The organism is Pantoea sp. 18059 (assembly GCF_902706165.1).
Classification (GTDB): Bacteria; Pseudomonadota; Gammaproteobacteria; order Enterobacterales; family Enterobacteriaceae; genus Pantoea; species Pantoea agglomerans.
The window spans coordinates 1-428 of the sequence record NZ_CACSJS010000050.1; the positions used below are offsets into that span (position 1 = coordinate 1).

The window sequence follows — 428 nt, forward strand, 5'->3', positions numbered from 1 at the left end:
GACCAGTCCGACGGTGGCCGCGTACTGGGCCGTGCGCACCTGCAGGGCCTGGCGCCGGTTGCGCAGTTCGCTGCGGCGCGCATCCAGCAGCTCCAGCTGGCTCACGAAGCCGTTGCGGTAGCGGGCGTCGGACAGCCGCGTCGCGCGCACGGCCGCATCCACCGCGCGGCCCTGGGCCTCCGCCTGGGCGGAGAGCAGCCGCAGCGCGCCGAGCTGGTCCTCCACGTCGCGGAAGGCGCCGAGCACCTGGCCGCGGTGCGCCGCCAGCGCCTCGTCCAGCCGGGCGCGCGCGGCGTCTTCCTCAGCCGCGCGGCGGCCGCCGTCGAAGATCGGCAGCGACAGCAGCGCCCCCACGCTCCAGGCGCGGGCGGACCAGCGGAACAGATCGCCCAGCTCGGGCGAGGCGAAGCCCCCGTTGCCGGTGAGCG

1 protein-coding gene is annotated in these 428 nt (G+C 77.1%); it reads right to left on the bottom strand.

The annotated features are described in order from the left end of the window. Positions 1 to 428, bottom strand: a 428-nt coding sequence (locus tag GVJ63_RS22005; RefSeq protein WP_159227372.1) for a TolC family protein, incomplete at both ends; no start/stop codon positions are given.